At 63.6% G+C, this 23,190-nt stretch carries 25 protein-coding genes; 10 read left to right on the top strand and 15 right to left on the bottom strand.

Annotation, left to right across the window (positions count from 1 at the left end; genetic code table 11):
• Window positions 1-496: 496 nt before the first annotated feature.
• Window positions 497-781, bottom strand: coding sequence for a hypothetical protein (locus J2Y48_RS08780; protein ID WP_310415898.1), 285 nt, complete (start codon window positions 779-781; stop codon window positions 497-499).
• 50 nt (window positions 782-831) lie between these two features.
• On the bottom strand, window positions 832-1,041 hold the full coding sequence (locus tag J2Y48_RS08775; protein ID WP_310415894.1) for a hypothetical protein: 210 nt from the start codon (window positions 1,039-1,041) through the stop codon (window positions 832-834).
• 116 nt (window positions 1,042-1,157) lie between these two features.
• Between J2Y48_RS08775 and J2Y48_RS08770 the strand changes: the two genes are divergently transcribed.
• Window positions 1,158-2,075 (top strand): LysR family transcriptional regulator, encoded by a 918-nt coding sequence (locus J2Y48_RS08770; protein ID WP_310415892.1) that lies wholly within the window; start codon window positions 1,158-1,160, stop codon window positions 2,073-2,075.
• Between the two features lie 167 nt (window positions 2,076-2,242).
• On the opposite strand, the gene J2Y48_RS08765 is transcribed toward J2Y48_RS08770, so the two are convergent.
• The 3 genes from J2Y48_RS08765 to J2Y48_RS08755 form a co-directional block, all read right to left on the bottom strand.
• Window positions 2,243-4,321, bottom strand: coding sequence for an ASKHA domain-containing protein (locus tag J2Y48_RS08765; RefSeq protein ID WP_310415889.1), 2,079 nt, complete (start codon window positions 4,319-4,321; stop codon window positions 2,243-2,245).
• A gap of 220 nt (window positions 4,322-4,541) precedes the next feature.
• On the bottom strand, window positions 4,542-5,327 hold the full coding sequence (phnF, locus tag J2Y48_RS08760; protein ID WP_310415887.1) for a phosphonate metabolism transcriptional regulator PhnF: 786 nt from the start codon (window positions 5,325-5,327) through the stop codon (window positions 4,542-4,544).
• Window positions 5,324-6,505: an alpha-D-ribose 1-methylphosphonate 5-triphosphate diphosphatase gene (locus J2Y48_RS08755; RefSeq protein WP_310415884.1), complete on the bottom strand. Its 1,182-nt coding sequence runs from the start codon at window positions 6,503-6,505 to the stop codon at window positions 5,324-5,326. The genes phnF and J2Y48_RS08755 overlap by 4 nt, the downstream gene beginning before the upstream one ends.
• Before the next feature lie 112 nt (window positions 6,506-6,617).
• Here J2Y48_RS08755 and J2Y48_RS08750 point away from each other — a divergent pair, with 112 nt between their 5' ends.
• From J2Y48_RS08750 to phnE, 3 genes are all read left to right on the top strand, one after another.
• Window positions 6,618-7,475, top strand: coding sequence for a PhnD/SsuA/transferrin family substrate-binding protein (locus tag J2Y48_RS08750; RefSeq protein WP_310415881.1), 858 nt, complete (start codon window positions 6,618-6,620; stop codon window positions 7,473-7,475).
• A gap of 92 nt (window positions 7,476-7,567) precedes the next feature.
• Complete coding sequence (locus J2Y48_RS08745; protein ID WP_310415878.1) at window positions 7,568-8,317, top strand: ATP-binding cassette domain-containing protein; 750 nt, start codon at window positions 7,568-7,570, stop codon at window positions 8,315-8,317.
• Window positions 8,310-9,104, top strand: coding sequence for a phosphonate ABC transporter, permease protein PhnE (phnE, locus tag J2Y48_RS08740; RefSeq protein ID WP_310415875.1), 795 nt, complete (start codon window positions 8,310-8,312; stop codon window positions 9,102-9,104). The genes J2Y48_RS08745 and phnE overlap by 8 nt, the downstream gene beginning before the upstream one ends.
• A gap of 119 nt (window positions 9,105-9,223) precedes the next feature.
• Here phnE and J2Y48_RS08735 read toward each other — a convergent pair whose 3' ends face one another.
• From J2Y48_RS08735 to J2Y48_RS08705, 7 genes are all read right to left on the bottom strand, one after another.
• Window positions 9,224-10,507 carry a cystathionine gamma-synthase family protein gene (locus J2Y48_RS08735; RefSeq protein WP_310415872.1) on the bottom strand — a complete coding sequence of 428 codons (1,284 nt, stop codon included), beginning with the start codon at window positions 10,505-10,507 and terminating at the stop codon, window positions 9,224-9,226.
• Between the two features lie 341 nt (window positions 10,508-10,848).
• Window positions 10,849-11,805, bottom strand: coding sequence for a methyltetrahydrofolate cobalamin methyltransferase (locus J2Y48_RS08730; RefSeq protein ID WP_310415869.1), 957 nt, complete (start codon window positions 11,803-11,805; stop codon window positions 10,849-10,851).
• A 78-nt stretch (window positions 11,806-11,883) separates the two neighbouring features.
• Window positions 11,884-12,978 (bottom strand): methylenetetrahydrofolate reductase, encoded by a 1,095-nt coding sequence (locus tag J2Y48_RS08725; RefSeq protein ID WP_310415866.1) that lies wholly within the window; start codon window positions 12,976-12,978, stop codon window positions 11,884-11,886.
• Between the two features lie 3 nt (window positions 12,979-12,981).
• Entirely contained in the window at window positions 12,982-13,563 is a 582-nt protein-coding gene (locus J2Y48_RS08720; RefSeq protein WP_310415863.1) for a methylenetetrahydrofolate reductase C-terminal domain-containing protein, read from the bottom strand.
• Complete coding sequence (locus J2Y48_RS08715) at window positions 13,556-13,858, bottom strand: virulence factor (protein ID WP_310415860.1); 303 nt, start codon at window positions 13,856-13,858, stop codon at window positions 13,556-13,558. The genes J2Y48_RS08720 and J2Y48_RS08715 overlap by 8 nt, the downstream gene beginning before the upstream one ends.
• Before the next feature lie 111 nt (window positions 13,859-13,969).
• Window positions 13,970-14,758, bottom strand: coding sequence for a formyl transferase (locus J2Y48_RS08710; RefSeq protein WP_310416779.1), 789 nt, complete (start codon window positions 14,756-14,758; stop codon window positions 13,970-13,972).
• 171 nt (window positions 14,759-14,929) lie between these two features.
• Complete coding sequence (locus J2Y48_RS08705; RefSeq protein ID WP_310415856.1) at window positions 14,930-15,568, bottom strand: DUF1638 domain-containing protein; 639 nt, start codon at window positions 15,566-15,568, stop codon at window positions 14,930-14,932.
• Window positions 15,569-15,583: 15 nt separating this feature from the next.
• Between J2Y48_RS08705 and J2Y48_RS08700 the strand changes: the two genes are divergently transcribed.
• A complete protein-coding gene (locus J2Y48_RS08700) occupies window positions 15,584-15,742 on the top strand; it encodes an entericidin (RefSeq protein ID WP_310415853.1) in 159 nt (52 codons plus the stop codon).
• 130 nt (window positions 15,743-15,872) lie between these two features.
• Here the strand turns inward: J2Y48_RS08700 and J2Y48_RS08695 are convergent, their stop codons facing one another.
• A complete protein-coding gene (locus tag J2Y48_RS08695) occupies window positions 15,873-16,571 on the bottom strand; it encodes a B12-binding domain-containing protein (protein WP_310415849.1) in 699 nt (232 codons plus the stop codon).
• 279 nt (window positions 16,572-16,850) lie between these two features.
• On the opposite strand from J2Y48_RS08695, the gene J2Y48_RS08690 reads away from it, so the two are divergent.
• From J2Y48_RS08690 to J2Y48_RS08680, 3 genes are all read left to right on the top strand, one after another.
• Window positions 16,851-18,425, top strand: a complete 1,575-nt coding sequence (locus J2Y48_RS08690; protein ID WP_310415846.1) for a trimethylamine methyltransferase family protein — start codon at window positions 16,851-16,853, stop codon at window positions 18,423-18,425.
• A 107-nt stretch (window positions 18,426-18,532) separates the two neighbouring features.
• Window positions 18,533-19,225 (top strand): ferredoxin, encoded by a 693-nt coding sequence (locus J2Y48_RS08685; RefSeq protein WP_310415843.1) that lies wholly within the window; start codon window positions 18,533-18,535, stop codon window positions 19,223-19,225.
• A 49-nt stretch (window positions 19,226-19,274) separates the two neighbouring features.
• The gene (locus tag J2Y48_RS08680; protein WP_310415840.1) at window positions 19,275-20,024 is read left to right on the top strand and encodes a phosphodiester glycosidase family protein; all 750 of its coding nucleotides are present in this window, start codon (window positions 19,275-19,277) and stop codon (window positions 20,022-20,024) included.
• Between the two features lie 45 nt (window positions 20,025-20,069).
• On the opposite strand, the gene J2Y48_RS08675 is transcribed toward J2Y48_RS08680, so the two are convergent.
• Window positions 20,070-20,417, bottom strand: coding sequence for a hypothetical protein (locus J2Y48_RS08675; protein WP_310415837.1), 348 nt, complete (start codon window positions 20,415-20,417; stop codon window positions 20,070-20,072).
• 148 nt (window positions 20,418-20,565) lie between these two features.
• Here J2Y48_RS08675 and J2Y48_RS08670 point away from each other — a divergent pair, with 148 nt between their 5' ends.
• Window positions 20,566-21,228, top strand: a complete 663-nt coding sequence (locus J2Y48_RS08670) for a PAS domain-containing protein (RefSeq protein ID WP_310415834.1) — start codon at window positions 20,566-20,568, stop codon at window positions 21,226-21,228.
• 1 nt (window position 21,229) lies between these two features.
• Entirely contained in the window at window positions 21,230-22,369 is a 1,140-nt protein-coding gene (locus J2Y48_RS08665) for a pyridoxal phosphate-dependent aminotransferase (RefSeq protein WP_310415831.1), read from the top strand.
• A gap of 183 nt (window positions 22,370-22,552) precedes the next feature.
• On the opposite strand, the gene J2Y48_RS08660 is transcribed toward J2Y48_RS08665, so the two are convergent.
• Complete coding sequence (locus J2Y48_RS08660; protein ID WP_310416775.1) at window positions 22,553-23,161, bottom strand: LysE family translocator; 609 nt, start codon at window positions 23,159-23,161, stop codon at window positions 22,553-22,555.
• Window positions 23,162-23,190 lie beyond the last annotated feature (29 nt).

Raw genomic sequence — 23,190 nt, 5'->3', positions numbered from 1 at the left:
TTAATGCTCAAGCCGTTCGTGAAAATGGCGCCCTGTACGTCTATGCTTACGGCTGTATGGCAAATGCGACACAGCTTGTGCTTGTTACTCGCTTGTATAAAAGCAAGAAATCACCCGATCCGCGACTATTGATGTTTGCAAAGGGCGTGAGCCAGCCGGGGCATGTCCCGCCTGACGACGCGAAGGCGCGTGCGTCCTTTGCCGTCCCAGCGAATGCGGGTTCGAAGGGCTGCTGGACTGGAAATGCGGGAGAAGGGGCGATTGCGGGCTGGATCATTTCGATCCGCCGCAGGTGTTGCGGCGACCCGGGTAATCGGCCCTTTTGGATTGCCGCGAATCAGGTGTCGATCCTGATTGGATGACGAGACTGGGGCGGTAAGGGGACTTAAGGGTCTGGAGTTTTGCGCGGGAGAGACAAATCGCCAGGCCGGTCCGATGGGGACTCAGGCCTGGCGATTGGACGCCGTCGTCTTGGGAGTTTGCGGGCGGCGTGCCGTCATTGGGACTTGCCGGCGTGTGACGTCATCTCTGTTTCTTCGTCGGCAGACGGAAAACCGATGTCCTTGCGAATGTCGAAGGGCAGGTTTTCCAGTTCGAGTTCATCGCGGTGGTGGCGCCACGCACTGGCGAGTCGGCTGGCAAGGCCTCGCCACGTGGAGCTCGCGCTGCTGCTGCGAAAATGGCGTCCGCCGCTTGCACTATGAGTGTATGAAAGGCTGGTCATGTTCAGGTTCCTTTCGATCTTGGGAGGATTCGAGAGGTCGCGACCCTTGTCGATCATATTGCCGCGACCTTACTCATCAATCCATCGCATATAATTGATCTCATGCATCAGTTTCTGTCATGCAAATACCGGCCTTCCGGCCAGCCGATGTCGCGTTTCAGCTCCGGTGAGAGATTCGCGATTTCGTTTTCCCCTTGGCGCCAACGACGCCGGGTGGCGCGTGCGTCGAGATATTGCCGGATCGTGAGGGCAAAACCCTTGCCGACGGCGCGAAGGGCGAACGGAACAACGTTTGCATGTGATTTGCCTGCGGTCATGGCTCATATCCTTTACCGATCAGGTTCCGATGGATTGACTATCGCGCCATATGAGTATTCAATCAAACGAAATGAAATGAGGCATTGGATCAGATAATCTGATAGCGGAGGAAGCCATGAACCTGATGCTGCGCCAGACGCTCCCGCTCCTGGAGCTCGACATTCTCAGGACCTTCGTCGCGATCGCCGAGACCGGAAACTTCACGACGGCGGCTGAAACCGTGCACCGTACGCCGTCTGCGGTATCGATGCAGATCAAGAAGCTGGAGGAGATGCTGGGCTGCATGCTGTTTCGGCGCGACGCCCGTTCGGTCGTGCTCACCCATCACGGCGAAGTCCTGCTCTCCTATGCGCGGCGGTTGATTGCGCTCAGCAACGAAGCGGTTTCGCGGTTCATGATGCCGGAGATGAATGGCGTGGTGCGCCTTGGCGCTCCTGATGACGTCGGCGAATTGATCCTGCCGGAGGTTCTTCGCCGCTTTGCGGAAACCTTCCCGTCGATCGCCGTCAACGTCTCGATCGAATCAAGCGGGAACCTGCGCCGCGCGGTGGCGGACCGTCGGCTGGACCTGGCGATCTTCAATGCATCCGAAACTGTTGCGCCGGTTCCCGGCGAGATCCTCATGAAAGAACAACTTGTCTGGGCCGGCAAGAAATGCGGCAACGCTCATCTCAAGAACCCGCTTCCTGTTTCCGTTTGGGAGGAGGGATGCATCTGGCGTGCGCGCGCGCTCGAGGAGCTCAGCAAATCGGGGCGGGATTTCCGTGTGGCCTACTTCTGCGCCCATCACATGGGCCAGCGCGCGGCTATCCGGGCCGACCTTGCGGTCGCCCCGCTGGCGCGCTTCCTCGTGCAGGACGACATGGTGGCGCTCGGTGTGAAGGATGGACTGCCGGAACTCGGCTACTACCACATCGGCATGGTGGTGGGGGACGACGCGGCAGCGCCGGCGCTTGCCGTGGCCGACTATATCCGCGCGGCCTTCGCGCGCTTCGAGCGCAGTCCGAAGGAAATTCTGCCGCTGGCGTGCTGAAGCGTCCCCACGCCATGTCTTGGTGGTGCCGCGGGCGCGGGCTGAAAGGTCGCGCCGCCGTTGCGGCACGACCGTGCGGTCTGCTTCAGTAGCCGAACTGCTCTCAGCGGTCGTCCTCAATGACGACGCGTCTATCGCGGATGGAGCCGTGCGGCACCGGTGCGCCGTTACTCGCGGCTGCGCCGCCGCCGTCGGCCGCCGCCTTCACCGCCGTCGCCATCCGCCAGCACCTTGCGTTCCGGCAGCGTGACCACGGTGGAGAGGTTGGGGAAGGCATCGACCTTGTTCGGCATCGCCATCGCGTTGACGAACAGCTGCTGGAAATTGCTCTCGAGCGCCGTTTCGATCTTCTCGATCCGGTTGACCGTCTGTTCGATCTCGCGGCGGTGGTCGCGGTTCAGCAGCGCCATCAACGCGCCGGTACCGGCGGCGTTGCCGACCGCCTTCACCTCAGCGAGGTCGCAATCCGGGATCAGGCCGAGCACCATCGCATACTTCGGATCGATGAAGGTGCCGAAGGCGCCGGCGAAGCGGATCATGTCGACATGGTCAATACCCTGCTTCTCCATCAAGAGCTTGATGCCGGCATAGAGCGCGGCCTTGGCAAGCTGGATGGCGCGAATGTCGTTCTGGGTGACGGTGATGCGCGGCTCGCCATCGTGCAGGAGATAGGAGAAGGTGCGGCCGTTCTGAATGATGCGCGGGCTTCGCGCCGCCATCGAACCGTCGACGACGCCGTCTTCCGAGATGATGCCGGAAAGGTACATCTCCGCCACCACTTCGATGATGGCCGATCCGCAGATGCCGGTGACGCCGACAGAAGCTGCGGCCTCGGCAAAGCCATCCTCGTCCGACCACTTGTCGACGCCGATGACGCGGAAGCGCGGTTCAAGCGATACGGGGTCGATGCGTACGCGTTCGATCGCGCCGGGTGCGGCGCGCTGGCCGGAGGAAATCTCCGCGCCCTCGAAGGCCGGGCCGGTGGGCGAGGAGGCGGCGACGACGCGGTCCTTGTTGCCCAGTACGATCTCGGCGTTGGTGCCGACATCGACGAGCAGCATCATCTTGTCCTGCTTGTAGGGGGCTTCGGCGAGCGTGGCGCCCGCCGCATCCGCGCCGACATGGCCGGCGATGCAGGGCAGCATGTAGACGCGTCCGCCGCGGTTGACGTCGATGTCGATGTCATGCGCCCAGTATTGCAGCGCGCCAGAAACGGCGAGCGCGAACGGTGCCTGGCCGAGCTCCGTCGGGTCGATGCCGAGGAACAGGTGGTGCATGATCGGGTTCGCAACGAATACCGCATCGAGGATGTCGTGGCGGTCGACCTGACCTTCGTCGCAGACCTTGCCGATCAGGTTGTTGACGGCCTCGCGCACCGCCTTCGTCATCGCTTCCCGGCCGTCCGGGTTCATCATGACGTAGGAGACGCGGCTCATCAGGTCCTCGCCGAAGCGGATCTGCGGGTTCGAGGTGCCCGACGACGCGGCGATGCGGCCGGACAGCAGCGAGACGAGATGCATGGCGATCGTGGTCGAGCCGATGTCGCAGGCAATGCCGTAGGCCTCGTTCTTCAGGCCCGGCCAGAGGCCGACGATGAAGGGGCGGGACGAGTCCATGTCGCGGTGGATCGCGGCGGTGACGCCCCAGTTGCCCTTGCGCAGGATCGACTGGAGTTGCGGGATGAGATGCGGGGCGATCAGCGGGTCCTTCCAGCCCCAGTCCTTTTCCAGCACCTGCTTGAGGCGGTCGAGATCGCCAAGAGGTTTGTGCATATCGGGCTCTTCCACCTCGACATAGCAAAGCTGGACGGCGGCGTTGCGCTCGATGACGCGGTCGGTCGCGGCCTTGCGGACGACCTGCGCATTGATGACGGTGTCCTGCGGAACGTCGACGACGAGATCGCCGAGGATCAGGGCCGAGCACGAGAGCCGCCGGCCGTCCGGAAGGCCGCGGACCTTCTCGTAGCGCTCCTCCTTCGGCCCCTTTTCCGAGATGTGGTCCAGCGAGGAGACGATCTTGTGCTTGGCGAAATTGCCTTCCTGCACCTCGATCTGGCAGCGGCCGCAGGTGGCGCGCCCGCCGCAGACGCTTTCGACGTAGACGCCCAGTTTGCGCGCGGCGTCGAGGACCGGGGTGCCCACCGGGAAGCGACCGCGCTTGCCCGACGGCATGAACAGCACGAGAGGGTCTTTCTGCGCGGCTTCGGTCATGTTGGTCTCGTTTTCGGATGTGCCATCGATGCGCATGCTGCTTCCGTCTTTCGCCAGGGCCGCTTCCGTCGGGGGACCGAAGCCTGAATAAACGCTACCAGACTGCACCGGAACGCTGCCTGATAGTTGTCAAATCCCGACATGGAAAGATCTGCCAGCATCATTTCCGCCAGCGAAAGCGATTAAAGGCCGGCGTTGCCGCGCATGCACTTGCGGCGGCCGAGAAGAATGCCTTTCTAGCCCGGCACAGACACGGTCAGAACACGAATTCCACTGACGTCAGCGGCCAGCATCCGAGCGTCCACTCGATCGGTCGGGACTGTTCGTCGTGATTGATGGCGTTGACCCGGAAAACCGGCGTGCCCGGCGTGAGCTTCAGCATGTCGGCCTCATCCGGCGAGGCAAAGCCGCCGCTGACACGGGTTTCGTGCCGGTGATACTTGGTGATGCCGTAGGCTCGGAAGACATCGGTTACCGATTGCTGCCGCAGATAGACGGATTCGAAGTCCGGAAAGCGGCTGGCCGGAAAGATCTTGGTGTTGACGTAGAGGGGGTGGCCATCGGCGCTCCGTATCCGACACAGCCGAATGATTTCCTCGTCATCGCCGAGCGCCAGTTTCCTCGCCGCTGTGGTGGCAGCGGTCTCGCGGCACAGGACCAGCGTCTGCGTCACGACCTTCTTGCCGCCGGCATTGAAGTTTTCCAGGAACGGGCGGTCGTCCCGAACCGTGAAGACGGAGGGAAGGCTGCGCACGAAAATGCCGACGCCCTTGCGGGCGGTGAGATGGCCTTCGCGCTGCAACTGCTGCAACGCGCGCCGGAGTGTGATGCGGGTCACGCCGAGTTTCTCGGCCATATGGTTTTCGCCGGGCAACTGGCTGCCCGGCGTCAGGAAATTGCTTTCGATCAGCCCGAGGATGTGGTCGTAGATCTGCTGCCAGATCGGCATGTCGCTGCGCGGCCGGACGACGACGTCCTCGAAGCCGGTCAGGAGATCGGTGCCCTTGTCGAGTCCGGGAGCCGAGCCGGTGCTTGCCTTCATGCCGGGGCGCCTTCCGCCATTCGCGCCATGGAGGGGGCGGACAGTCCGTGGCCGCCGGCGGAATAGACCAGGTCGCCGCCCACCATCGTTGCGATCACGTGCGGATGCGCCGGGTCGCTTGCATCGACCAGGATCATATCGGCCCGCATGCCCGGTTGCAGGATGCCCCGGTCTTCCAGACCGGCTGCCTTGGCGGCATTGGCCGACACCAGCGCCCAGGTTTCGGCCAGATCGCTGAAGTCGGGCCGGGCCAGCTTGAAAGCGGCGTGAAGGGGCGACGGATAGTGATAGTCGCTCGCAAGCACGCTGCAGAACCCGGCGCGGACGGCATCCGTTGCGTCGAGCGCGCCGTTATGGCTGCCGCCGCGCACGACGTTGGGGGCGCCAAGGACGATGTGTTCGCCCGCCGCGCGCGCCGCTTCAGCGGTCGCGCGATTGAGCGGAAATTCGGAGGTCACGACGCCCAGTTGCCGGAATTTCAGCCGTTCCTCCGGCGACGCCTCGTCGTGGGCGAGGAGAATGTTGCCCGAAGACCTGGCCGCCCTGGCGAGTTGATCGATGGCGGCCGGCACCTCGGCGCGCCGTGACCAGACGCTGTCGAGCAGCGCCGTGTAGGCCTCCTGGCTCAGCCCCGAGCGCGATGCCATCTGGCCGATCTTGCGGGCGATCGTGCCCTTCATGACCGTGCCGGTCGTGTGGTCGTTGAGCGCGATGATCGGCTTCGGGTCGAGCGACAGCCACCGCATGACCAGCGGCAACTGGTCCAGCGCAAAGGTTTCCCAGCGCAGATGCAGGCGTGTGTCGCATCGCAGCGAAGGGCGCATTCGCATCAGTTCCGCGATCAGGTCCGCCGCTGCCTCCACCGACCGCAGGCCGGGCTCCCACGAGATGGTGACGCCGTGAAAGGCGGTGGTGATGCCGTTTGCCACGAGCTGCCGGTCGGTGTCGCGAAGCGCAAGCGCCGTATCGAAGCGCACGCCGGGCCGCGGCATGATCTGGCGTTCAAAGCCGTCGCCGTGGATGTCGACGATGCCGGGAAGCACCAGCAGGCCCTCCGCTTCGATGACCTGTGTGGCGCTATCGGGGGTCGAGACGATCTGCCCCTCTGCGACGTGAATGTCGGCGGACGACAAGCGGTCTCCGGCGAGCGCGCGGCCGCCCCTGATGGTCCAGTGCATCTGCGATCCTTAATGGTAATTCATCTCACGGCAAGGTGTCATGCAGGCGTCATCTGCTGTCTATACAGGTATCGCGTCGAACGCATCCTGTCTACACAGCAGAGGAAAAATCATGATCCGCAAATTCGCAGCCGCCCTTGCGCTCACGCTTGCAACCGCAGTGCCGGTCCTTGCCGATCCCGTCAAATTCGCAGTCACCGACATCGAGGGTCTTGAAGCGTTGCAGCAGGAGTTCGGCGCCTTCGAGGTTGCGCTGGAAGAGGCCACCGGTCTCGAGATTGAGCTTTATCCCGTCGCATCCCGCACCACGGCCGTCGAGGCGTTGAATTCGGGCCAGGTCGATCTGGTTCTGACCGGTCCCGCCGAGTACGTCGTCATGAAGGAACTCAGCCAGTCCAAGATCGTCGTGGCCTGGCAGCGCCCTGACTACTTCGCCCAGATCGCGGTTCTGGCCGATGGTCCGATCCGCTCGATCGAGGACCTGAAGGGCAAGAAGGTCGCCTTCGGCTCCGTCGGCTCCACCTCGCAGCATCTCGGCCCGGCCCAGGCGCTGGCAGATTTCGGCTTGAAGTATGGAACGGATTACGAGCCGGTCATCATTTCCCGCAACGTTGCCGCCGAGGCCCTGACCCGCGGCGATATTGCCGCCATCGGCCTCAACTTCGGCCATCTCGCTTCCGTCCGCGAAGCATTTCACGACAAGGCCTTTGCCGTGATTGCCCGCGGCCGCGACCTGCCGAACGACATCCTGGTCGCGCGCAAGGATATTTCCGACGACGTCTTCAACGCCGTGCGCGATGCCTTCGCAGCCAAGGGCAACGAACTGATGCAGGCCGTTCTGACCGGTGAGGACAACAAAAAGTTCAGGGGCGGTTTCTTCCTGACCGACGTCAAGGACAGCGACTACGACTACGTCCGCTCGATGTACCGCACCATCGGCGTCGAAACCTTCACGGACTTCGTCAACTGAGCATATCGCTCCATCTCCGAACTGGGAGGCAGCCGGATCGGCCGGCTGCCTTCGTCGCAACAAGCAATCTTCCAGCAGCCAGGACAACAACCATGAGCGAGATCATTTGCGCCCGCGGCGTTACGAAGAAATATGCGGACGGGAAGACGGTCTTTTCCGGAATCGAACTGATGGTGTCTGCCACCCAGCGGGTTGCGCTGATCGGCTCCAACGGCGCTGGAAAATCGACGCTTCTCAAATGCCTGATCGGGCTGCTGCCGCTCAACGGCGGCGAGGTCCGCACCCTCGGCGAAAGCATCGGCGCCACATCCTCGCCGCGCCAGCTGCGAAGGTTGCGGCAGCGCATCGGCGTGGTGTTCCAGCATCATGGCCTGGTCGCCCGGCAGTCGGTCCTGACCAACGTCGTGCAGGGCAAGCTCGGCCTGGCGGGTGCCTGGCATGCCTGGCACCAATCGATTGCTCGACAGCAATGGCGCAGTGACGCGCAGGAAGCCCTCCGTCAGGTAGGCCTCTGCCACAAGGCTGCGGCACGGGCGGATGAATTGTCCGGCGGCCAGGCGCAACGGGTCGCAATCGCCCGGGCGCTGGTCCGAAAACCCAAGCTGCTGATCGCCGACGAGCCGGCGGCAAGCCTCGATCCGGCCTCCGGCCGCGATGTCATGGCCCTTTTTTCCCAGTTGTCGCAAGAGAGTGGCACTACGTTGATCTACACGACGCACGACATGGACCATGCGCTCGAATTTTCCGACCGCATCGTCGCCCTGAAATCCGGCTCCATCCTCTTCGACCAGCCGACCGCGGACGTGACGCGCGCAGCTCTCCAGGAGGTCTTCCATGGCTGAGAGCGCACTGCCGGCGCGCTTGACGCGCCTATCGCCGCTGTCCTTTGCACTTCTGGTCGCAGCCGGCGCACTGCTCGTTGCGTCCCTGCAGCAGGTGGCGCCGTCGCCGACGCAACTGGCCCAGGGCGGGCCTCGGATGGCGGAACTGGTTGGGCGCATGTTGCCGCCCAATCTCGAGGGCGCCTTCCTGCAGCGCGTGTTCTGGCGGATGATCGAGACCTTCCAGATCGCGCTGGTCGGGACGGTCATCGGCGTCGCGATCAGCCTGCCGATCGCCTGGCTTTCGTCCAAGGCGATCTCACCGGTGGGCGTTTTCCGGCATTTCTTCAAGATGCTCGTCTCGCTCTTCCGCACCGTGCCCGACCTGGTGTGGGCGCTGATCTTTGTTGCCTCCGTCGGGCTGGGGGCGGTGGCAGGGACGATGACGATCATGGTGGACACAATCGGCTTCTGCGGCCGCTTCTTCGCCGAAGCCATGGAGGATGCCGACGAGAAACCGCAGGAGGCGCTCTTCGCGATCGGGGCAAGCCGGCTCTCGGTGCTTTGCGGGGCGGTGCTGCCAGATGCGATGCCCTCGCTCATCAACACGACGTTGTTCGCGCTGGAGAAGGCGGTTCGCGCTTCTGTGGTGCTGGGACTGGTCGGCGCCGGCGGCATCGGTCAGGAGTTGAAGGTCGCCTTCGATCTTTTCCAGTACAAGAACGCCTCCACTATCATCCTGGTGATCTTCGCCATCGTGCTGGTCATGGAATTCGTTACCGATCGCCTGCGGGCTCGGGTGCGGTAGCCGAAAAGTCCAGCGGGGTAATATGAATCCAGCCGGTCAACCGCAACGAATTCCAGGTCTCGGTGAGCGAGTTGTCAACGGCGGCGTCATTGCCGGCCAAGGCGCAAGACCAGGTAACTTCAAGCCAGGTCAAGCGCTTGGGCGAGATCAGCGATCAGATCGTCCGGATGCTCGATGCCGATCGACAGGCGGATGGTTGAATCCAGCACGCCGATGCGTTGGCGCACCTCCACCGGTACGCCTGAATGCGTCATAGTCGCCGGGTGGCTGGCAAGCGATTCCGTCCCACCCAGGCTGACTGCAAGCTTGAAAATCTGCAGGGCATTCAGAAAGCGGTAGGACGCCGGCTGCCCGCCCCGGATGTCGAAGGAGAAGGTCGAGCCCGCTCCGATGCATTGGCGCTGGAAAAGCCTGCCGACCGGGCTGTCAGGATCCTGATAGGGGAGATAGTGGATCGTTTCGACCTTGGGGTGATCGCGCAGGTAGTCCGCGACCAACTGGGCATTGGCGTCCGCCTTCTCCATGCGGATCGACAGGGTTTCGAGCGAACGGCCAAGCATCCAGCAGGAATGCGGATCGAGCTGGGTGCCGATCGCACCGCGTAGTGCCTTCACCGGTTTCATCACAGTTTTCGCGCCGAGTGCTGCACCGGCGATAAGGTCGGAATGGCCGCCGACATACTTGGTCAGCGAATAGAGGGAGATATCTGCACCATGTTCGATCGGGCGCTGAAACACGGGTCCGAGCAGCGTGTTGTCGCAGGCGACGATTGGTCGATGCCCCTGGCTCTTGCCGATGGCGTCCGCCAGTCGGCTGACCATCGCGACATCCACCAGGCTGTTGGTGGGATTGGCGGGCGTCTCGATCAGGATAACGGACACGCGGCCTTTGCCTATCGCGTCATCGGCGGCTGTTCGCAGCGCCGACTCGTCCGTGCCGTCGGCGAAACCGACGGCGTTGACGCCCAGATTGAGCATGGTCCGGGCCAGCAGGGTCTCGGTGCCGCCGTAAAGCGGTTGGGAGTGCAGCACCACATCGCCGGGGCGGACGAAGGCCAGCAGCGTCGTGGCTATAGCCGACATGCCGGAGGAGAATAGGGCGCAACTTTCCGTCCGCTCGTACAGGGCAAGACGATCCTCGACGATCTCGCTGTTGGGGTGATTGAAGCGGGAATAGACGAGACCGCTCGCGGTTCCAGCGGGCGGCTCGCGGCGTCCGGCGGTGTAGTCGAAAAAGTCACGCCCTTCTTCCGCAGAACGGAACACGAAGGTTGAGGTCAGAAACACCGGCGGCTTGACCGCGCCCTCCGACAACTCCGGATCGTAACCGTAGTTGAGCATTTGCGTTTCTGGATGGAGTTCGTGGTTTCCGATACGGGTCTTGGGCGGGCGAGGAGCAGTCATGGGAGTCTCCTTTCGGCGTCGACGCGACAGCGCATGGCGTCAGCTTCTCAGGGGACACAGAAAATTGCGAGCGAAATCATGCGCCGCAATCATGGCCATGCAACTTTCGGCTGCGCCACGCGATCGTTGCCTCAGGAGGTAAGCGGGCTCACGCGTCGCCCTTCCTTGTTGACCGCCAAGAGACGCAAACGGCCGCCAATGCCGAGGGCGGCACGGGCGACCGGATTGGTGGCGGGGCATCTGACCGGCAAGGGCCGATACCGCCGCTTTCACTTGTTATGACCGCAGAATCATGCAGCGAGGGGAGCGGCCAGCGGCTTCATCGCAGCGAGGACCTTGGGCTACTCCGCCCTTGCGCCGGCGCGGGCTGCGCGACCACCACGTCGACCTGCCGCGGGGGCTGGTGCGGCAGAGGCTGCTGCGCCACCCTCGGCGGCCGGCTTGTGGTCGCGGTAGGTCATGATCCAGTTGGTGCAGTTCGCATCGGTGCCGTTGAGGACGTTGGCGGCGCGCACGGCTTCCATTTCCTGCGGACGGCAGGGGTTCATGATCGCGCTCGTCATGCCGGCGCCGATGACCATCGGGATGAAGCCGGCATTGATGCCGTGGCGGTGCGGCAGGCCGAAGGAGATGTTGGAAAGGCCGCAGGTCGTGTTGACCTTCAGCTCCTCACGCAGCCGGCGCAGCAGCGCAAACACCTGGCGGCCGGCGTCGCCGAGCGCGCCGATCGGCATGACCAGCGGATCGACGACCACGTCTTCCGGCTTGATGCCATGGTCCATGGCGCGTTCGACGATCTTCTTGGCGACGGCGAAGCGGACGTCCGGATCCATCGAGATGCCGGTCTCGTCGTTGGAGATGGCGACGACCGGCACGTCGTACTTCTTGACCAGCGGCAGGATCGCCTCGAGCTTCTCTTCCTCGCCGGTGACGGAGTTGACGAGCGGGCGGCCCTTGGCGACCTTCAGGCCGGCCTCGATGGCGGCCGTCACGGAGCTGTCGATCGCCAGCGGGATATCGACGAGGCCCTGGACGATCTCCAGCGTCTTGACGAGCAGGCCCGGTTCGGTCTCGTTCGGGTTGACCGAGGTGACCCCCGCATTGATGTCGAGCATGGTGGCGCCGGCGGCGACCTGCTCGAGCGCGTCCTTGATCACCGTATCAAAATTGCCTTCGATCATCTCGGCTGCGAGCTTCTTGCGGCCGGTCGGGTTGATGCGCTCGCCGATCACGCAGAAAGGCTGGTCGAAGCCGATGACGATCTCGCGGGTGGCGGAAGCGACGATGGTGCGGGTCATGAATTGTCCTCTGCTCGGGCGCGCAAGCTATCGCGCGGAAAATGGTTTATGGGACGGCGCGTTTCGATTGCGAGCGCGTCAATGGGGGTGCGTGGCGGCGATTTCCGCCATTTCCTGCTGGTTCTGTTCCTTGCCCTCGCGCACCGCCTCGATGCGCTCGGCAACCATCTGGTCGACGGGGTTCGGCTCGCGCTTCCAGGGCTTGCGCCCCTTGAGAACGCCGGATTCATGGACGATCTCGGCGACGTACTCCTCCTGGCGATAGGCCATGACGTGGACGCCGGAGACACCTTCGATCTCCTTCACCTCGTTGATGATGTCGATGCAGAGCTGCTTGCCTTCCTTCTTCTGGTCCTGCGCGCCTTCGAGGCGGGCAATCACGGAGTCGGGAATGTGGATGCCCGGCACGTTGGAGCGAATCCACTTGGCGGTCTTCGCAGACGCCATCGGGCCGACACCGACGAGAATGAAGCACTTTTCATGCAGACCGAGGTCGCGCACCTTCTTCATGTATTCCTTGAACATCGGCACGTCGAAGCAGTACTGGCTCTGGACGAACTGGGCGCCCGCCTCGATCTTCTTGGCAAGCCGGTAGGGGCGGAAGTCATAGGGCGGCGCGAAGGGATTGATCGCAGCGCCGAGAAAGACCTTGGGCGGGGAGGTGAGCTTGCGCCCGGACAGGAATTTCGAGTTGTCGCGCATGATGCGCACCGTTTCGAGCAGCGACATGCAGTCGAGGTCGAAGACCGGCTTGGCGCCGGGCTGGTCGCCGGCCTGCACGCCGTCGCCGGTCAGGCACATGATGTTGGCCACGCCCATCGCTGCCGCGCCCAGCACGTCACCCTGGATGGCGATGCGGTTCTTGTCGCGGCAGGCGATCTGCATGATTGGCGCGTAGCCCATGCGGGTCAGAAGCGCGCAGATGCCGACCGACGACATGTGGCAGTTGGCTCCGGAGGCATCGACCGCATTGATGCCGTCGACCCAGCCGTCGAAGATCGCCGCGCGTTCGTAGACGTCTTCCGGATTGGCACTGTCGGGCGGGTTCAGTTCGGCGGTGACGGCGAATTCGCCGCGCCGCAGCACGCGTTCCAGTCGGCCGAGCGAGGAGTGGCCGTGCAGGGGATCGAGCGGCAGGTGCGCGCCGAGCGGGTTCTCGTCTCTCTGGGCCATGGTTCAGGCGTCCTTTCCGGCTGCGGCTTCACGGGCCGCGGCGGCTTCCGCCGTCACGCGCAGCCAGGATGAGGTTTGGCGCAACGACTGGTTCACCGGCTTCTGGACGTCCATGATGGCATTACCCTTAGCCATGTTTCGCGAGCCCTTCCACGCCTGCACCCAAACGCAGGGCATGTCGGGCTCGACCTCGCAATTGCCGTTCGCCCGCACGCCGCCGCAAGGGCCGTTGCGCAGTTGCTTGGGGCAGTTCATCGGGCACGACATGCCGGTGGACGACAGCGCGCACTGGCCGCACATGCGACAGTCGAACAGGAAGCCCTTGACGTGACGTTCCACGAAGGTGATCGGCCGCTCGACACGCTCGTAGCCGAAGAACTTCCACACCGGGTGCAGGAGAAGGAAGGCCTCGGCGAAGCGGTTGTAGAACCACTCGAAAAAACGCGAATGGCGGACCGACCACAGTCGCACCGTGTATTTGCTGCGGGAACGCCGGCTCGGTGAGACACCGGCGGGCGTGAAGGCGCCGGTCTTGGCCTTGGTCGCCGCGGCGGCATTTCCCGGCATCTGCCGTTGCTCAGCCATTTTCGCGACCCCCCGCCTTCACGAGAGCGACGAGGCGCTCGCGGTCGTAGGCGGCCTCGAGCTGGGCGGCCGCGCTGTCTGCCTCCGCCTCGAGATCGTCGGAAACGGGCACCGGATCGGCCTTGCGCCATTCGGCGAGATAGTCGTCGGTTTCGGCGGCGCCGGTGCGCATGGCGCACATGTCGATCGCCTCGGTGAAGCGCAGCGAAAGCTCGCGCTTGGCGGTCGTGCGACCCTTCTTGATGATGACCTGGGCGGGAATGTCGCGCCAGTAGACGATGATGCGATCAGCCATTTGGAATGTTCTCCTCGGCCCCGACAATGCTTCCAGACCGGGCACACGGGCTGCACTCGCCACGACCGGGCCTCGCTCAAAAGCGACGTCGAAATTGACCGGCGGGAAAATCTACCAGATGCCTCGATTGATCCCGTTCCACACCCAGGTCCAAATGGTCGGGTGATACCATTGTCGCGACGTCGTGGTCTTCAGTTCTTGCGGACGCAGATTGCCCGACAGGGCCGCGCCCACTGCGCGCACGGCGATGCTGGTTCCGGCCGCCGTCAACAACAGCGGATAGGTGTGCATCGTGTCCTTCTTGGAGGGGGTCACGCGCGCCTGATAGAGGACCCCGCCGGTATCGACGCCCGCATCCACCAGATGGACGGTGGCGCCGAAGTTCGCCTCGTCCCGCATCACCCGCGACCAGTAGCCGCCCTGCTGGCCCCGATAGGCGGGGTTGATGCCAGCGTGGAAATTCAGCACGGGGCAGGGGATTGCCTCGAGGGTCGACTGCTTCAGCAGCCGGCAGCTGACGAGGAAGAGGACGGCCGGTTTCAGTTCATCGATCAGCCCCTGGAAATCCGGCCCGTTCACGCTGCCGACCTTCAATCTTCTCAGCGACGGATCCGGCTGCGGGTCGACATGAAACTGGTGGACGATTTCCTCTGCTCTCTTCCGCGTGAAGGGCTTGCCGAATTTCGACGCCGCCATCGTGGCCATCTGGCCGATCGCCTGCGGCCAGCCGAACCGGCGCGCCTTCTGGCGCAGCATCTGCTTTTTCGATTCCGGCTCTTCCTCGATCACTACGAGATTCGGGAAGTGGCGCTTGAGGGTATTGACGAGGATTTCCGGATTGGGTCCGCCCTGGGTCAGGACGACGACGCGCGCTCCCGAGTTGGCGGGCGTCTCGGGCATAGAGGAGGGATCGCCGAATGCAAGATTGGTGCTGGCCACAAATTGTTGCGTGTCGACCGTCATTTCCGCCATGTGCCCCGGTGCTGCGCCTGTCTCCCGGCAAGAAGTGCTCTCCTTGGCGGGTTTCCTGCGAAGAAAGGCGCAAAATGGTTACGATTTTCTGATGGCGCTCTAGAGTCGGGTCAGGGCGGAAGTAAGGTCGCCATAGCCGGTGAAGCGATACTCGTATTCGAGGCCGAGATAGTCGGCGGCCTCTTTCGCTTTCCGCTGCAGGTTCTCGTCTTCCAGCTGGGAGAGATAGACGAGCTTTCGGTAGTTGCCGAAGTACATGGGCTTCAGTTGCGGATGCCGGTCGAGGCCGAGCGGCTCGATCACGAAAGCCTCGAACTGGCGGGCAAGGAAGTCGGTGAGGAAGAACGACGTCACGTCGTCGTCGTTTTCCGCAAACGCGGCGTTGCCGGCAAAGAACGAATAGCAGTGCGGGCCTTCTATGCGCTCGACACCCTCGCGGTCGCACAACGCGTCGAGCTGGCCTCCGGTGCCGCAATCCGCATAGCCGACGAAGATCCGCTCGATTCCCTCAGCGCGGGCCTCGGCGATCGCGTTTTCGACGCCGGGCGCGATCTTCTCGGGATAGGCATGCCAGATCGCCGGAAGACACTGGAGTTCAATGTGGTCGAGCCCGTTGGCTTTATTGATGGCGATGATCTCGCGCGCGATGGCTCCGCATGCGATGACGCGAACCTTTTCCTTTTTCGCGCGTTGATGCGTAGAATTCTCGCTGCACACTTCGGTTTCAACAGCATCCATAGAAGGGCTCCGACCATGACTGCGAAAACCATGACGAAGATCTGCGTCGTCCTCGCCACGCTTCTTACGCTGAGCGCCTGTGCCAACACCATTCGCGGCATGGGCCAGGACACCGCCAACACTGTCAACGCGACCGAAAATGCCGGCAAACGGGTCGCCCATGCGGCTCAGTAGGCCCAGGATAGGGGCCTGGCGGCGCGCCCGCAAGGGCGATGGATCAGGCATCCGTTGGCCCCGGTTGCGGGCTAGCGGATGAAATCGATTGCGCGCCACTCCTTCTGGTGCGGCGCGCGATCTAAATTCGTCAGGCGCCAGCCAGCATGTTGTGCTTGCGCTTCATGAACTCCTTGGCGGTCTCGACGGCGACCGCCGCGTCGCGGCAGTAGGCGTCGGCACCGACGGCCTTGCCGAACTCCTCGTTCAGCGGCGCGCCGCCGACCAGCACGACGTAGTCGTCGCGCATGCCCTTTTCCTTCATGGTGTCGATGACGACCTTCATGTAGGGCATCGTCGTGGTCAGAAGGGCGGACATGCCGAGGATGTCCGGCTGCTCGCGCTCGATGGCCTCAAGGTAGTTCTCGACCGGGTTGTTGATGCCGAGATCGATGACATCGAAGCCGGCACCTTCCATCATCATGCCGACGAGGTTCTTGCCGATGTCGTGGATGTCGCCCTTGACGGTGCCGATGACCATCTTGCCCTGCTTCGGCGCGCCGGTGGCGGCGAGCAGCGGGCGCAGGATCGCCATGCCGGCCTTCATTGCGTTGGCCGACAGCAGTACTTCCGGGACGAACAGGATACCGTCGCGGAAATCGACGCCGACGATGCGCATGCCTTCGACGAGCGCCTGGGTCAGGACGTCGTAAGGTATCCAGCCGCGCTCGAGGAGGATGTTGGTCCCTTCCTCGATCTCCTCCTTGAGGCCGTCGTAAAGATCGTCATGCATCTGCTGCACGAGTTCTTCGTCGGAGAGCTCCGAGAGAATGATTTCGTCGTCTGCCATGTCGTGTTTCCTCTCCATTCGCGCGGCGGACTTAGGCCGGTCGTCCTCCAGTGTTATCTGCGTTGCCGGCGCGATCCGATTTTGAAAGCGACGTCGCATAGAGCGAAAAGCGACCAAGACATCATTGCGTGACAACGCTTTCTCAGCGGGAGCCGGGCATGCGTCCGGTGTCCCGCGTGCGCCACTCGTTGGCGCATTGAGACCCGTCCCGAGTCGGGCGCTTGGTAGCATATGGGTGACAGGCGCCGGAGTGCGCGGCATAACTGAGGATAGACGGACATGAGTTTGACGACAGAGCAGCCGGAAGGCGAAGGTGGCGGTCGCCGCGCACGCGGCGAGGGACGGGGTGCAGCCGCACGCCGTGCTTCACGTTCCGGCGGCGGTCCCGGCCCGTCACTGCCCTATATCACGCGCAAGATCCGCGAATACGAGGTGCTTGACGAGGAGGCGCTGCAGCTCATCGAGCGCAATGCCGATACCGTGCTCGAAGAGGTCGGCATCGAGTTCCGCGACGACGCCGAGGCGTTGGCGCTCTGGAAGGAAGCCGGTTGCGAGATCAAGGGCGAGCGGGTGCACTTTCCGAAGGGCCTTTGCCGCGAGTTGCTCAAGACCGCGCCGAAGACCTTTACCTGGCATGCCCGCAATCCCGCCCGCAATTGCGAGATCGGCGGCAAGGCCACGGTGTTCGCACCGGTCTACGGCCCGCCCTTCGTGCGCGACCTCGACGGCAATCGCCGCTACGCGACGATCGAGGACTTTCGCAACTTCGTGAAACTCGCCTACATGGCACCGTCGATGCATTCGTCGGGCGGCACCGTCTGCGAGCCGGTCGACATCCCGGTGAACAAGCGTCACCTGGACATGGTCTACAGCCACATCAAGTATTCCGACAAGCCGTTCATGGGCTCGGTCACTGCGCCGGAGCGCGCCGAGGACACGATCGCCATGGCGAAGATCGTCTTCGGCGACGAATTCGTCGAGAAGAATTGCGTGACGCTGAACTTGATCAACGCCAACTCGCCGATGGTCTTCGACGAAACCATGGTCGGCGCGCTGAAGGTTTATGCCCGCCACAACCAGGCCTCCGTCGTCTCGCCGTTCATCCTGTCCGGCGCGATGAGCCCCGTGACCGTCGCCGGCACGCTGACGCAGATCCTCGCCGAAGTGCTGGCCGGTGCGGCCTTCACCCAGCTGATCCGCGCGGGCTCACCGGTGCTGTTCGGCACGTTTGCCGCTTCGATCTCGATGCAGTCGGGGGCGCCGACCTTCGGCACGCCCGAGCCGTCGCTGGTCTCCTACGGCGCCGCCCAGCTCGCCCGCCGTCTCGGCCTGCCGTTCCGTACCGGTGGTTCGCTCTGTGGCTCCAAGGTTCCGGACGCCCAGGCCGCTCACGAATCGGCAAACACGCTGAACATGACGCTGCTCGCCGGCACGAACTTCGTGCTGCACGCGGCCGGCTGGCTCGAAGGCGGTCTAATCTCGTCCTACGAGAAGTTCATGATCGACCAGGATCAGCTCGGCATGATGCAGAAGATGGCCGAGGGCGTCGATCTTTCGGAAAACGCCCAGGCGCTCGACGCAATTCGCGAAGTCGGTCCCGGCAGCCACTACCTTGGCTGCGCGCATACGCAGGCCAACTTCCAGACCGCCTTCTACCGCTCGCCGCTCGCTGACAACAATTCGTTCGAGCAGTGGGAGGTCGAGGGCCAGAAGCGGATCGAGGAGCGCGCCAACGCACTTTGCCGCTCGTGGCTAGAGCACTACGAGGCGCCCTATCTCGACCCGGCGATCGACGAAGCGCTGCTGGAGTTCATCGCCAAGCGCAAGGACTCGATGCCCGACGCCTTCACCTGAAAGGCTCCCGAACGCGCCAGGGAGCAAGGCGGAGCGGGAAGGGTGGCGGACATGATCCAGAAGGAAGTCTGGCGGCCGCACTACGAACTGCAGGGACCGAAGCCGAAATGACGGCATCGCTTCCGACAACCAAGATGATCCGTGCGGCCTTCGAGCCGCACGGTCTTTTTTTGCGTGGAATCGTCGACCTCTCCGGCGACGAAGCCGCGCCGGCGCTGGAGAATAGCGCGCGCGCAGGGAGCGTGGTTCTGATCGGCCATATAGGCAGCTCGCTCTGGCCGGCCTTCCGTGAATGGCAGGCGGGGCAATCGGATCGCGGCGGCACCGACCCGCTGGATGCATGGTCAAAGGCGGTCATCGGTCCCGTGGCTTCAGCGCTCGGAGCCACCGCATGGTATCCCTCGGACCCACCCTGGCAGCCCTTCCAGCAATGGGCGATGCGGGCGGAGGGGCTCCGTCCGTCGCCACTCGGCATCCTGATCGATCCGCAATTCGGCCTCTGGCACGGCTATCGCGGCGCCCTCGGGTTTGCACACGCGCTGGACCGGGTGAGACCGCCTGCGCCGGACCATCCCTGCGACCGCTGCCAGGACAAACCGTGCCTGACACGCTGCCCCGTCGCGGCGGTGACGGCGTCGAACTTCGACGTTGCGACCTGCCGCAGTCATCTGCGCACGCAGGCGGGGCAGGACACCTGCATGGCGTTGGGTTGCCTCGCCCGCGCCGCCTGTCCGGTGGGGGCCGAGTACCGCTATGTCGATGATCAGTTGCGCTTCCACATGGACGCGCTTTCCCTTTGAGATGGCGCGTACCCGCGCAATTTCTCGTGCCGAACGCGTCGAGGAGACGATGATCCGCACTGTGTGTGCCGTCCTGCTTCTGCTGCTGCTTTGTGGTGCCGGCGCCGCGCGCGCCGGCGATCATTGCCGGGAGGTCGTCCTTCTTTCCGAGGCATACACCGTCTGCACCTTCGACCCGGCCTTGGAGACGATCCGCATCTACGGCGTTCCGGATGGATCGACGCAGCCTGCCACCTACGGCGCGCTCCGCGACCGCCTCCGCGACAACCACGAGGCCATGATCTTCGGCATGAACGGCGGCATGTATCACCCCGACTATTCGCCCGTCGGGTTGCTGGTCGAAAACGGCCGTTTGCGCACACCGCTCAATCACGACGATGGAACCGGCAACTTCTTCCTGAAACCGAACGGGGTGTTCTACGTCGGCCGCGGGACGGCCGGGGTGATGGAGAGTGAAGCTTATGCCGCTGCGAAGCTGGAGCCGCTCTATGCCACCCAGTCCGGTCCGATGCTGGTCATCGACGGCAGCATCCATCCGCGCTTCCTGCCGCAGAGCGACAGCCTGAACATCCGAAACGGCGTCGGTATCCAGCCGGACGGTCGCGTCGTCTTTGCGATTTCGCATCGGCCGGTGCGGTTCTTCGACTTCGCGACGCTGTTCCGCGATCGCCTCGGCTACCGCAACGCGCTCTATCTCGACGGCAGCATTTCCAGCCTTTACGCACCGGAAGTATTGCGCAACGATCGGTCTGCGAGGATGGGGCCGATCGTGACGGTCGTTGGAGGCTTGCCGTATTGATCGACGTTCAGTCTTGATCGGTGGTGCAGCACGCTTTCGCGGGCATCACGCTTTTGGAAAGGCATTCGCCAAGCCGCCGGAGCGGGTGAGGCCGCTACGGAAGGCATTGTAGGCGGCATGCTGGCTGGACCTTGCCGCCTCCATGAGGCGCGCTTGGAGCCGCGCCGGGGCCTGTTGGCCCATCCACTCGCCAAGCCTTTCCAGCTTCAGCGAATTCAGAAAATGCGCTGCGGCTGCGCGATCGAGATGCAGGGCCAACCCTTCAAGCAGGTTTTCGTCCTGATGGGTGTTTTCCATCAGCAGGCGCAGGAAATACTGTTCGGTCTCGCCGAGCTCGGACAGCTTGTCTGCGATCGTTTCCCTGTCCGGAAAGGTGGCAAATCCTGCGTTCATTGGCCCGATCTCCTGGCGAATCTCTCTCGGTCATCTGGATAGTTCAGGGGTGGGAAGCCTGCAAGGCGTCCAGGTTCGGCGCTTGCCGGCGGAAGCGGTTGAATGTCAACTTTTAAACAATAAATATAATATTGACAAAATATCTAACATGAGTGATATGCGGCGCATGCTCGAACACCGGTCCCACGTAAAATTGAAAACGCTCCATGGCCCTTCGGCTGCGGCCATCAGCGCGCTGCTCTATCCCCATGCTGAGGTTGTTCTCCATGACCTTGCAACGCGGACGATCGCGGGAATCTGGAATGCCTTTTCCGGTCGCCAGCCGGGCATGGATACGCTTGTCGAGGACGATTTCGTCGACGACGGCGAGACCACGCTGCTCGGGCCGTACGAGAAGATCGGCACGGATGGCCGCAGGCTGAAATCGGTGACGGCGGTGCTGCCGGACGGCGAGGGAAGGGCGATCGGATTGCTCTGCATCAACATGGACGTCTCGCGGATCGATGAAGCCGTGCGGTTGCTTTCGGCATTCGCAGGAACGCCGCAGTCGCAACCGGCATCGCTGTTTGCCAGCGACTGGCGCGAGGCGATGAATGTCGCGCTGCACGATTGGCTGCAGAAGCGCGGGCTGTCGCTGTCCGCGCTGAAGCGGGCCGATCGCGTCGACCTAGTCGCCGCACTCGAGGCACGCGGCCTGTTCAAGACGCGCAACGCGGCAGAACACCTTGCCGGCCTGACCGGCACCTCCCGCGCCTCGATCTACAACTACCTCGCCGACGCACGCCGGATGAGCGCAGAGAAGGATACCTGACGTGACCATGCTTCCCGATTTCCGCCTGGAAACCCACTTCTCCCGCTGGGAGTTCACAGCCCGTTTCAACATGGCCGCCAGCGATTGCGAGACGCTGACGCTGCGCGACCTGCTGGCGCTGGCCGACGAGGATGACCGTGCCGCCTGGGAGGATCTGACGCTCGGCTACACGCCGACCTGGGGCGCGCCGGACCTGCGGGGGACCATCGCATCGACTTATGCGGGCTTGTCCGGCGCCGACATCCTGACCTTCGCCGGCGCGGAGGAGGGGCTCTACTGCGCCATGCTCGCGCTGCTCGGGCCTGGCGATCATGCGATCGTCACGGTGCCGAACTACCAGTCGATGGAGACACTGCCGGTCACGATCGCCGGCTCTGTCACCGGCGTACCCCTGCGGCCCGAGAACGGCTGGCAGCTCGACCTCGACGACGTCCGCGCCGCACTGCGGCCGGAAACGAAGGTGATCGCCGTCAACTTTCCGAACAATCCGACCGGCGTCGTCCTCGACGGTTCGGTGTTTGCCGGGCTTGTCGAACTCTGCCGCGAGCGCGGCATCCATCTCTTCAGCGACGAGGTCTACTACGGTCTCGAGCGCGACGAGGCGCGCCGCCTGCCGCAGGCGGCCGAGGTCTATGAGAAGGGCGTGTCGCTCAACGTCATGTCGAAGGCCTATGGCCTGGCGGGACTGCGCATCGGCTGGATCGCCAGCCGCGACCACGAACTGTTGCAGCGCATGGAGCGGATGAAGCATTACCTGTCGATCTGCAACGCGCGCCCTTCCGAAGTGCTGGCACAAATTGCCCTGAAGGCGCGTGAGACCATTCTCGCCCGCACGCGCGGCATCAGCGCCGCCAACGCCCAGACGCTGACAGGCTTCTTCGGCGATCACGCCGATCTCTACGAATGGAGTGCCCCCGACGCTTGCGTCGCGTTCGTGCGCTATCTCGGCCGCGATGGGGTGGAGGAGCACTGCCGGCGGCTGGTGGAGGAGGCGGGAGTGCTGCTCCTGCCCTCCAGCCTCTTCGCCTCCGAACTTCTGCCAGTACCGCAAGACCGATTCCGTGTCGGTTTCGGGCGACAGGATATGCAGGCGGGGCTCGAAGCCTGGCGCCGGTTCCTGCAAACGGCGTACGGGCAGTAAGTTTCGTCCGGTTCGCCCCACATCCACCTGCCGGTCCTTCTCCCCCGCGAGTGGGGAAGGAGGGAAGTCGCGGGGTTCCAGTTCCCTCTCCCCGCCTGCGGAGAGAGGGTTAGGGTGAGGGGCAGCTCGCCTGCGGCTTGGCAGCAATTTCGATGGAAGGCGAGTCGAGGCCGCCCTTCTTGGCTAACGGACGACGGCCGGTGCCGGGCCGGAATTGTCGGTCAGCAGAAGCCGAATGCCGAGGCCGACCATCACCAGCCCGGTGAACCGTTCCTGCCATGCCAGAAGCCGCGGCCATCGGTACAGCAGTTGGCCAACCGATCCCGCCGTCACGGCGACGGATCCCAGCGAGAAGATCCCGGCCAGCTTCTGTATCGATCCCAGTACCAGAAGTTGCAGCCAGACGGGACCCGCTGACGGATCGACGAACTGCGGCAGGAAGGCAAACATGAACAGCAGCGACTTGGGATTGGTGAGATTGTTAATCGCCCCCTCGCGAACGGCGGACCAGCCGGAGACCGCCCTGACGGCAATCTTTCCGCCGCACCGGTGTGCGAAACTTGCCCAGATCATCCTGCTGCCAAGATAGACCAGGTAGAAGGCGCCGGCCCACTGGAGGAGGAGAAGCGCTGCCGGATAGGCGCGCAGCAGGGATGCCAGGCCGAGGACCAGCAACCCCACCTGAACCACGCCGGACACGAATATCATCCCGACAACGGTCAGTATGGCGACCTTGCGTCCCTGGCCGACGCCGCGAGCCACGATCAGCATCATGTCCGGCCCCGGCGTGATTTCGAGGACTGCCAGTGCAACAAGAAAGG

Source organism: Mycoplana sp. BE70 (assembly GCF_031455855.1).
Taxonomy (GTDB): domain Bacteria; phylum Pseudomonadota; class Alphaproteobacteria; order Rhizobiales; family Rhizobiaceae; genus Mycoplana.
The sequence above is the reverse complement of the archived record's forward strand: the minus strand, read 5'-3'. Positions and strand labels throughout refer to the sequence as shown.

Coding starts and splice junctions, on each gene's coding strand:
- J2Y48_RS08680 (WP_310415840.1), top strand. CDS start 19,275: ATGATCCGCACTGTGTGTGCCGTCCTGCTTCTGCTGCTGCTTTGTGGT.
- J2Y48_RS08715 (WP_310415860.1), bottom strand. CDS start 13,858: ATGGCTGATCGCATCATCGTCTACTGGCGCGACATTCCCGCCCAGGTC.
- J2Y48_RS08685 (WP_310415843.1), top strand. CDS start 18,533: ATGACGGCATCGCTTCCGACAACCAAGATGATCCGTGCGGCCTTCGAG.
- J2Y48_RS08720 (WP_310415863.1), bottom strand. CDS start 13,563: ATGGCTGAGCAACGGCAGATGCCGGGAAATGCCGCCGCGGCGACCAAG.
- J2Y48_RS08695 (WP_310415849.1), bottom strand. CDS start 16,571: ATGGCAGACGACGAAATCATTCTCTCGGAGCTCTCCGACGAAGAACTC.
- J2Y48_RS08775 (WP_310415894.1), bottom strand. CDS start 1,041: ATGACCGCAGGCAAATCACATGCAAACGTTGTTCCGTTCGCCCTTCGC.
- phnF (WP_310415887.1), bottom strand. CDS start 5,327: ATGAAGGCAAGCACCGGCTCGGCTCCCGGACTCGACAAGGGCACCGAT.
- J2Y48_RS08755 (WP_310415884.1), bottom strand. CDS start 6,505: ATGCACTGGACCATCAGGGGCGGCCGCGCGCTCGCCGGAGACCGCTTG.
- J2Y48_RS08725 (WP_310415866.1), bottom strand. CDS start 12,978: ATGGCCCAGAGAGACGAGAACCCGCTCGGCGCGCACCTGCCGCTCGAT.
- phnE (WP_310415875.1), top strand. CDS start 8,310: ATGGCTGAGAGCGCACTGCCGGCGCGCTTGACGCGCCTATCGCCGCTG.
- J2Y48_RS08770 (WP_310415892.1), top strand. CDS start 1,158: ATGAACCTGATGCTGCGCCAGACGCTCCCGCTCCTGGAGCTCGACATT.
- J2Y48_RS08670 (WP_310415834.1), top strand. CDS start 20,566: ATGAGTGATATGCGGCGCATGCTCGAACACCGGTCCCACGTAAAATTG.
- J2Y48_RS08765 (WP_310415889.1), bottom strand. CDS start 4,321: ATGCGCATCGATGGCACATCCGAAAACGAGACCAACATGACCGAAGCC.
- J2Y48_RS08730 (WP_310415869.1), bottom strand. CDS start 11,805: ATGACCCGCACCATCGTCGCTTCCGCCACCCGCGAGATCGTCATCGGC.
- J2Y48_RS08780 (WP_310415898.1), bottom strand. CDS start 781: ATGATCGACAAGGGTCGCGACCTCTCGAATCCTCCCAAGATCGAAAGG.
- J2Y48_RS08690 (WP_310415846.1), top strand. CDS start 16,851: ATGAGTTTGACGACAGAGCAGCCGGAAGGCGAAGGTGGCGGTCGCCGC.
- J2Y48_RS08750 (WP_310415881.1), top strand. CDS start 6,618: ATGATCCGCAAATTCGCAGCCGCCCTTGCGCTCACGCTTGCAACCGCA.
- J2Y48_RS08675 (WP_310415837.1), bottom strand. CDS start 20,417: ATGAACGCAGGATTTGCCACCTTTCCGGACAGGGAAACGATCGCAGAC.
- J2Y48_RS08745 (WP_310415878.1), top strand. CDS start 7,568: ATGAGCGAGATCATTTGCGCCCGCGGCGTTACGAAGAAATATGCGGAC.
- J2Y48_RS08705 (WP_310415856.1), bottom strand. CDS start 15,568: ATGGATGCTGTTGAAACCGAAGTGTGCAGCGAGAATTCTACGCATCAA.
- J2Y48_RS08735 (WP_310415872.1), bottom strand. CDS start 10,507: ATGACTGCTCCTCGCCCGCCCAAGACCCGTATCGGAAACCACGAACTC.
- J2Y48_RS08710 (WP_310416779.1), bottom strand. CDS start 14,758: ATGCCCGAGACGCCCGCCAACTCGGGAGCGCGCGTCGTCGTCCTGACC.
- J2Y48_RS08700 (WP_310415853.1), top strand. CDS start 15,584: ATGACTGCGAAAACCATGACGAAGATCTGCGTCGTCCTCGCCACGCTT.